Below are 8,267 nucleotides of genomic sequence, written 5' to 3'. Positions count from 1 at the left end.
GTGGTATGAGAAACTTGCGAGAGTAGAAGTTCGAAGCTAGACATTGGACTTTGCTATATCTGAGAGCCAGAGCCCGTTTGTAGGGATCTGGCTCCTTTTTGTCAGCTCAGCGTCTCAAAGATTCCTTTCTCCTTGTTCTTCCTGCAGTTGTTCCAAGGGAAGATTCTCCCGCTCATGGTCAGGTATACCCCGGGGGGGAGCAACTGTACCGCCGTAATGGCGCAGCCAAGGTTGAATACTGCGTCCGAGCCTTCCAAGGAGTAGGGGATCATTGCACCGGTGAGTACCACCACTTTCTGACTGCCTTCCCCTAAGGTTTCGGCGATGACCTTGGCCGTATTGCACATGGTGTCGGTCCCATGGACGACAATGACTTTGTCCTCGGCGCTGTGCTGGCAGGCCCGGGCGATCTCATGCCGTTGGTCCTCGGTCATGTAGAGGCTGTCCACCGCCAAGGGGCCCTCAAGATGGACGGTCAAGGTACAGCGCGATTGACCAAGGATTCGCGGCAACTGGGACTCCCGGAAAGTGAGCTCCCCACTGATCGCATCATATTGCTTGTCGAATGTTCCCCCGGTCGTAATGATCCTCAATTCTTGTGCCATAGGTATCAACCTCTATCATCTGCAGTATTGCACAAAGTATAGCATAGGTTTTGCTCACCCAAACTATTTGCTTGACAGATACGCTCCTCGTAATACACTGAAACCAGTACCATGAAAGCAGTTTCAGAGGAGCATATGGCTATTGGACAACCGACCATCTATGATGTTGCGAAAAAGGCAAAGGTAAGCACGGCTACTGTCAGCAGAGTGCTCAATGCCCCTTCTTTGGTGCAGCTGGAAACACGAAGGCGGGTGCTTGGTGCGATTGAGGAACTGAACTTCGTTCCCCGAGCCGATGCCGTGGCGAAAGCCCGAAGGCAATACAAACGGATCGGCGTCATCGCACCATTCTTCACCGAGCCTTCTTTCATGGAACGCCTCAAAGGCATCAGCAGGGTACTGTCTTCCCAACATTATGAACTGGTCATCTATGCCGTACAGAGCAGCGAGGAGCTGCAAGGCTACTTGGACATGCTGTGCACAAGCAAACGCCTTGACGGCTTGATCAGCCTGTGCATGCATCTCGACGCCTCGCTTGTCGAAAAGCTTTCACTGGGTGACCTCCCCCTTTGTTGCGTCGAAACCTCGGCCGAAGGATGTGATGCTGTGGTCATCGACAACCAGGAGGGAGGAAGGATGGCCGCCCGGTTTCTCTATGCATGCGGTTGTCGCATCCCCGGCTTCATAGGTGAGAAGAGCACCCTGCATTTCACCGTGCATTCGACCGAAGAGCGATTGGAAGGATATACCGCTTACTTCAAGGAAAAAAGCATCGGCATCGAAGATTCCCATCTTTGGCTGGGGGAGAATGACCGCCAGCTCGCCGCCAAGGCAATCCTTGCAATGCTGAAGCATCCCCAACGTCCCGACTGTATTTTCACCTCCAGCGACACGCTGGCGATCCAAGTCATCCAATGTGCTGCACATCTGGGGATAACCATCCCAGAGGAGCTGAATGTCGTCGGGTTCGACGATATCGAAATGGCCCGATTCGTGAATCTGAGCACCGTGGACCAACGTTTGGTCGCCTCGGGAGAGATGGCGGCACAGACGCTTTTGGACCGGTTGCGGAATCCTGGTCGGCCGGTTTGTACCAAAGTCATTGAATTGAAGCTATCCGAACGGGGGTCGACTGCACAACACCGGCCCTGATGCAGGTTTTCATAACTTGAGGAGGGAAAGAATGGACACGATGCGCTATGTGGATGCAGCATGCGACCGTTCCGTCGTCAGCAGGAACGAGACCTTGCTTACCGTGGCCAATGGGTATCTGGGGCTTCGCGGCGACACCGAGGAAGCGGAAGGTTCCTACCACAAGGGTACCTACATCAATGGATTCTATGACAGTGAGCCGATCCAATACGGAGAAACTGCCTACGGGTATGCGAAGAATCATCAGACGCTGCTCAATCTGCCCGACCCGAAGCGAATCGAATTGGAAGTCGATGGACAGTCATTCTCCCTCAAGACCGGGAAACTCCTCTCCTCGGTTAGGACCTTGGATTTCCAACGGGGTAGGTTGGAGCGTCATGTCGATTGGATGACGGATGGTGGCAAGCAGGTGGAGATCGAAACCACCAGACTTGTCTCGTTCGTCGAAAAACATGGGGCGGTCATCACCTATCAGGTGAAAGCTACGACCGGACCGATCGTCATCCGTATCACCAGTTACCTTGACCTGGCCAGTCACAACCGGCGGGCGGAAGAGGACCCCCGTGTCGGCTCGAAGTTCTCTTCTGTGCCGCTCATCATAATGGACAGGAAAGCTGATGGGAGTGATCTGTCGTTTTCTGCACGCACGAGGAACAGTAATCTGACTGTACACGGTGCTGTGGTGCACCGGGTCATCGGAAAGGAGGTTGTCTGGAATTGTGATCCTCAGAACCTTTTTGTGACCTGTTCTCTTGCATTGGAGGCCGGACAGTGTGTGACGATGGAGAAGTACATCGCCTATACAACCGAGGACGATGCAGCGTTGTTTCTTGCTCATTCCCTTGCACAGAAAGGGTATGATTATCTTGCCCGGGAACAGGAGTCGTTTCTTGCGGAATTCTGGAATGTCGCACAGGTGCACATCGAAGGGGATGAAGATTGCGAACAAGCACTGCATTTCAATATCTTCCATCTTTTGCAATCCACCGGCCGGGACGGGAAGACCAGTCTGGCCGCCAAGGGTTTGACCGGAGAAGGGTATGAAGGCCATTATTTCTGGGATACCGAAGCATATGCCCTCCCGTTGTTCGCCTATACGAAAAGCGCCATCGCCCGATCGCTGCTCGAGTACCGCTACTCAATTCTCGACCAGGCACGGAAACGAGCCCGGACACTTTCCTTGGATGGTGCATTGTTCCCGTGGCGGACGATCAATGGGGAGGAATGCAGTGCCTATTTCCCTGCGGGCACCGCCCAATACCATATTGATGCCGACATTCTCTATGCAGCGGAGAAATATCTTGGCTCAAGCGGTGAAGATTGTCCGGTATTCATTTTGGAGATGGCCATTGAAAGCGCCCGCATGTGGGTGAGCCTCGGTTCGTTCTCTGCTGCCAGAAACGGCAGGTTCTGTATCCATACCGTAACCGGACCCGATGAATATTCAGCGTGCGTGGATAATAATGCCTATACCAATCTGATGGCACAGAACAACCTACGTTTCACTCTCCGCTTGATACAAGCATGGAAAGAGGCAGGGAAACGTCTGCCGTTGGATGTCAAGGAGGAGGAGCTGGAACTCTTCTCTCAAGCAGCAGAACATATGTACATCCCGTATAATTCTGAACTCGGAATCATAGAGCAGGATGATTCCTTTCTCTCCAAACCCGATTGGCCCTTTGCCTGTACTCCCCGGGATCAGTATCCACTGTTGCTCCATTTCCATCCCTTGGTGATCTACCGCCACCGGGTGCTCAAGCAGCCGGATGTCGTACTGGCCATGTTCTTTCTTTCCAGTCGATTCTCCAAGGCGGAAAAGCAACGGAATTTCAGCTTTTATGAACCATATACCACCGGGGACTCCTCCCTTTCCCATTGCATCCAGTCGATTATGGCCAGTGAGGTCGGCTTCTCCCTGAAAGCATGGAACTACTTCACCAAGACCGTGCGGATGGATTTGGATGACGTGCACGGCAACTCCGCTGATGGCATCCATACGGCCGCGATGGCCGGCAGTTGGATGTCCTTGGTATATGGGTTCGGAGGTTTCTGTGATACAGGTGACGTGTTCTCCTTCGATCCCAAGGTCCCCGAAGCCTGGAAGGGTTTTTCCTTCTGTCTGAATTTGCGCGGTTCCGTGGTTCGTCTCCATTGCACCAAGGAGGAAGCGACTTATACGTTGATGCAAGGACCAGCCATCAGCTTGGTCCACCGCATGCAATCGTTTGTATTGGATGATCGACCGGCGGTATTTTCCCTAAAGCCGGTCCTGAAAGCGGTGGTGTTTGATTTGGATGGCGTGGTGGTCGATACCGCACGCCTGCATTACCTGGCGTGGAAACAAATCAGTGATGCATATGGCCTCCTCTTCGACCAAACGGTCAATCAGAAGTTGCTCGGGGTCAGCCGGAGCGCTTCCCTCGATATCATCCTTGCCCACAACCATGTAGAGTGGACGGATGAGCAGAAACAAAGGGTGCTTGAGGAAAAGAATGCATACTACCGAGATTCTCTCGCTTCGCTTGGACCTGGAGATGTATTGGAAGGCATGACGCAGCTGTTCGCTGCATTGAAGCAGGAAGGGATCAGGCTGGCTTTGGCCTCGGCAAGCAGAAATGCGCGGATCGTCTTGGAAAAGCTGGGCATGCTTGAGGTCTTTGATGCCATCTGTGATGTCAATCAGGTTGCATTGGGCAAGCCTGAACCCGATCTTTTCCTGCAAGCCTGTACACTCCTTGCGCTCTATCCGGCCGATTGTCTGGGGGTAGAAGATGCGGAGGCGGGAATCCAAGCGATCAAGAAAGCGGGGATGAAGGCGATCGGGGTGCGCCTTGTTTCCCCGCTTGCCGATTTTTCGGTTTCGTCCACCAAGGACCTGAGCCTATCGCTTCTGCAGGAAGTGATGAAGGGGTAAAAGGTTTGCAGGATGGAAGGGAGTATGCAATACTCTTTTTCATGGATACAAAGACCTTTCGCAGCATCCTCTCGTTGCTTCTTATTTCCACTGTGCTCGCATTGGTAGTGGTACGTTTCACCGAGGCCGTACAGTTTCTCTCCTCAGTTTGGTCCTTGCTCAAGCCTTTGCTGTTCGGAGTGGGATTTGCTTATCTCGTCGATCTTCCGGCAAAACAGCTGGAACGGCGATTTGCCGGTATCTTCAAGAAACCATTGAAAGCCCGTGTCCTTGCCGTCCTGCTTTCCTTGGCTTTCTTTTTGTTGATCATCACCGGGGTATTGGTCCTGCTGGTTCCCCAACTTGGGTTGGCCATCAGGCAATTCAGTGCGAATCTTCCGGTACTCTATCAGACGAGCGTGGATTCGGTGCAGCAGTTCATGCATACGCGTCCTGAATTGGATCAGGGGTTTACCTTGGTCCAGAACTACATCAATACGGCGATCGACGAATTCAAGAAATCCTCCCCGCATTTGGCCGATTATGCATTCTCCGTACTGGGAGGGGCGGTCAGTAGCATCGCCAACGGATTGCTCGCCTTGATCTTCAGTTTGTATCTCCTATTGGGGAAGCAGCGCTTGCTCGGCCAACTTTCCTATCTGCTCTCCCGGTTTTTGAAACCAAATCACCAAGCATCCCTGGCACATATCCTCATCGTAGCCAATCGCACGTTCGGCAAGTTCTTCACCGGCCAGTTCGTGGAGGCGCTCATCCTCGGGACTTTGTGCACCCTGGGCATGTTGCTGTTCCGCTTCCCCTATGCCCTGACGGTGGGATCGGTGATCGGGGTGACCGCCCTGATCCCGTTGGTGGGAGCCTATTTGGGCGGGGCGGTCGGGTTTGTGCTGATCTTCGGGCAAAGTCTGCGATTGGCATTGTTCTTCCTGTTGTTTCTGGTCATTCTCCAGCAGATTGAAGGGAATCTCATCTATCCGCGGGTAGTGGGGACCAGTGTCGGATTGCCCGGTGTATGGGTATTCGTCGCCGTGCTGTTGAGCGCAGGCTTGTTCGGCATCATCGGGGTGCTGCTCGGGGTTCCCACCGCAGCCACCCTCTACCAATTACTGAAGGAAGAACGGGATAGGAACGCACCGCAACTGACATAAAAAAAAGATTGTGGACGGGAAGAAACAATGCTATCCTCTATTTGTCCGACAAATGGACAAAAGGAGCAATGCTTTGGCGTTTGTACCAGTGCGCAACGAACGACTTTCAGACAAGGTAGTGAACCAAATCCTTGCATTGATTCATAGCGGGGAGCTCAAGGGCGGGCAGAAACTGCCCAGCGAAGCCGTATTCAGTGAACAATTTGCCGTTAGCAGAGGGGTTATCCGGGAAGCGATGATCCAGCTGCAGGCTCTCGGATATATTCGAAGAAAGACCAAGGATGGCACATTCTTGGAAAAGGACGTCATCGAGCGCCTTTCTAGGCCGGTCTCCGACGCCCTCAAGGAAGCCACGTTCCAGGATCTGTTGGATTTTCGCGATTCGTTGGAGTCGAAAATGGTGGAAATCGTCATTGATCGTGCAACCGATGAGGAGATTGCGGAGATTGGGGAAAGCCTGAAGGCCGACTCATCCAGATTGAGCGGTCATTTCAGTCTGGACCATTATTTTCATTACAAGCTGGCCCAGGCGTCCCGCAACATCTTCTACATGAATTTCATCGACACCTATTATGATTTGATCGAAGAGCTTGCCCAGGCGAACAAGAAACAGGAAGGAACGGTGGCCCTCATTGAAGCTGAACACCGCTCGATCGTCGAGGCGATCGCTAACCGTGACAAGTGTGGCGCCCACACTGCAATGCAAAGCCATATCAACAATGTCCGACAGCGAAGAATGCGTTTGGAGGCGGAGGGAATAGTATGAAATCGTTGACCCTGCTTGCCCCCTGTGGAATCCTCGGCTACGGCTTTCCTGATGATTCCTTTGCCTACGGGCTCGCCCAGAAGCCGGATGCAATTGTCGTGGACGCCGGTTCAACGGATGCCGGTCCTCACAAGCTGGGTGCAAAAACGGCGATCGTAAGCCGGATGGCTGCCAAGAAGGATCTGAAGCGCATCATTTTGGGTGGCTGGGAGTTGAAGATACCCGTTTTGATCGGGTCGGCGGGAGGCAGCGGAGGCCAGTCCCACGTCCATTGGACCATGGACATCATCCAGGAGATCCTGGACGAACATCCGCATGTCCAGCCGAAGACGGCTGTCATCTGGGCTGATATTCCCAACCAGGCCATCCTGGACCATCTTGCAGAGGGGAAGGTGAATGCACTGGATGCTGCAACGCTTCCTTTGGATGCCACAATTCTGGAGGAAACCACCGGTGTGGTCGCCCAGATGGGGATCGAGCCGATTCTGCAGGTCCTCAAGGCGGGTGCCGATTTGATCGTATGCGGACGTGCCTACGACCCGGCCCCGTTCGCTGCAGTCGGCGTATTCCATGGCTTTGACGTGGCGCTGAGTTATCATCTGGGCAAGGTCCTGGAATGCGGCGCTTTGTGCTGCAACCCAGGGACTACCAAGGATTGCATGCTGGGAACCTTGTATGAAGACCATTTTGAGGTATATCCCTGTGACCAGCGGCGTCTTTGCACTCCGGTCAGTGTCGCTGCCCATACATTCTATGAGAAGGACCATCCCTATCTGCTCCATGGTCCGGGAATCGCCATGGATTTGAGTGGTTGCACCTTCACCGCCTTGTCCAGGAATCGGGTCGGCGTGTATGGCAGTTCACTTACCGCAACCGATCCCTATCAGATCAAATTGGAGGGAGCGCGAAAGGTAGCCTATCGTTCCTTCGTGGTTTGTGGAGTGCGTGATCCTTTGTTGATCGAACGGATTGATGAAGTGGAAAAGCAGGTCACCCAAAGCGTTCAGCAACAATACAAGGAGATTGATCGAGATTTGTACACGATCAATTTCATCAATTATGGAAAGGATGGCGTAATGGGTTCATTGGAACCGGAGCGTTTGAGTTGTCATGAACTGGGAATCGTCTTCGAGGTACTTGCACAGACTCCGGAATTGGCGTCCGCGCTCTGTTCGTCGGTGCGTTCCACCTTCATGCATTTCGATTATTCGGGACGTAAATCCACTGCGGGCAATCTTGCATTTCCGTTCGCTCCTAGCGATGTGAATTTCGGCCCGGTGTATGCATTCAGTGTGTATCACTTGATGGATATCGAAGATCCCCTTGCTTTTTTCCCTTGGCAGTGGTGGAAGCAAGGAGGCCGGTGATGGATACGTTGGTCCAGTTGGCAAGTATGCTGCGAAGCAAGAACAGCGGCCCGTTTTTGATAACCTTGGATATTTTCTTTGATGACCTGGCTACCTATCGGAGAGTGGTACAAAGCAACGTGTTGACCGAAGAGCGCATCCGCACGTTGTACAATCTCGCAGAAGGCCAACTTCTGGGGATCGTCTTTTTTGAAGCGGCGTTGGGTATCAAGATCACCTATCGACGGAACATTTCCTCGGGTACCTGTGGTGATCGTGATGTGTACGGTGCACAGCAGCATGCACCGTTGATGAATCTTCTGATTCCTTAGAGAGGAG

General features: G+C 53.0%; 7 protein-coding genes. 6 read left to right on the top strand and 1 reads right to left on the bottom strand.

The window, feature by feature from the left end; all coding sequences use genetic code 11:
- Positions 1-101 precede the first annotated feature (101 nt).
- Positions 102-605, bottom strand: a complete 504-nt coding sequence (locus AB7C91_RS08640) for an asparaginase domain-containing protein (protein WP_332445989.1) — start codon at positions 603-605, stop codon at positions 102-104.
- A gap of 111 nt (positions 606-716) precedes the next feature.
- Here AB7C91_RS08640 and AB7C91_RS08635 point away from each other — a divergent pair, with 111 nt between their 5' ends.
- From AB7C91_RS08635 to AB7C91_RS08610, 6 genes are all read left to right on the top strand, one after another.
- On the top strand, positions 717-1,757 hold the full coding sequence (locus AB7C91_RS08635; RefSeq protein ID WP_428590627.1) for a LacI family DNA-binding transcriptional regulator: 1,041 nt from the start codon (positions 717-719) through the stop codon (positions 1,755-1,757).
- A 31-nt stretch (positions 1,758-1,788) separates the two neighbouring features.
- Positions 1,789-4,671: a beta-phosphoglucomutase gene (gene pgmB, locus AB7C91_RS08630; protein ID WP_428590624.1), complete on the top strand. Its 2,883-nt coding sequence runs from the start codon at positions 1,789-1,791 to the stop codon at positions 4,669-4,671.
- A gap of 41 nt (positions 4,672-4,712) precedes the next feature.
- Positions 4,713-5,816: an AI-2E family transporter gene (locus tag AB7C91_RS08625; RefSeq protein WP_332445992.1), complete on the top strand. Its 1,104-nt coding sequence runs from the start codon at positions 4,713-4,715 to the stop codon at positions 5,814-5,816.
- Positions 5,817-5,889: 73 nt separating this feature from the next.
- Entirely contained in the window at positions 5,890-6,582 is a 693-nt protein-coding gene (locus AB7C91_RS08620) for a FadR/GntR family transcriptional regulator (protein WP_332445993.1), read from the top strand.
- Complete coding sequence (locus AB7C91_RS08615; protein WP_332445994.1) at positions 6,579-7,949, top strand: acyclic terpene utilization AtuA family protein; 1,371 nt, start codon at positions 6,579-6,581, stop codon at positions 7,947-7,949. Before AB7C91_RS08620 ends, AB7C91_RS08615 begins: the two co-directional genes overlap by 4 nt.
- A complete protein-coding gene (locus AB7C91_RS08610) occupies positions 7,949-8,260 on the top strand; it encodes a DUF4387 domain-containing protein (RefSeq protein ID WP_332445995.1) in 312 nt (103 codons plus the stop codon). The genes AB7C91_RS08615 and AB7C91_RS08610 overlap by 1 nt, the downstream gene beginning before the upstream one ends.
- Positions 8,261-8,267 lie beyond the last annotated feature (7 nt).

The sequence above is a fragment of the Sphaerochaeta sp. genome, assembly GCF_050256055.1.
Lineage (GTDB): Bacteria > Spirochaetota > Spirochaetia > Sphaerochaetales > Sphaerochaetaceae > Sphaerochaeta.
This window is presented reverse-complemented; position numbering and strand designations above follow the sequence as displayed.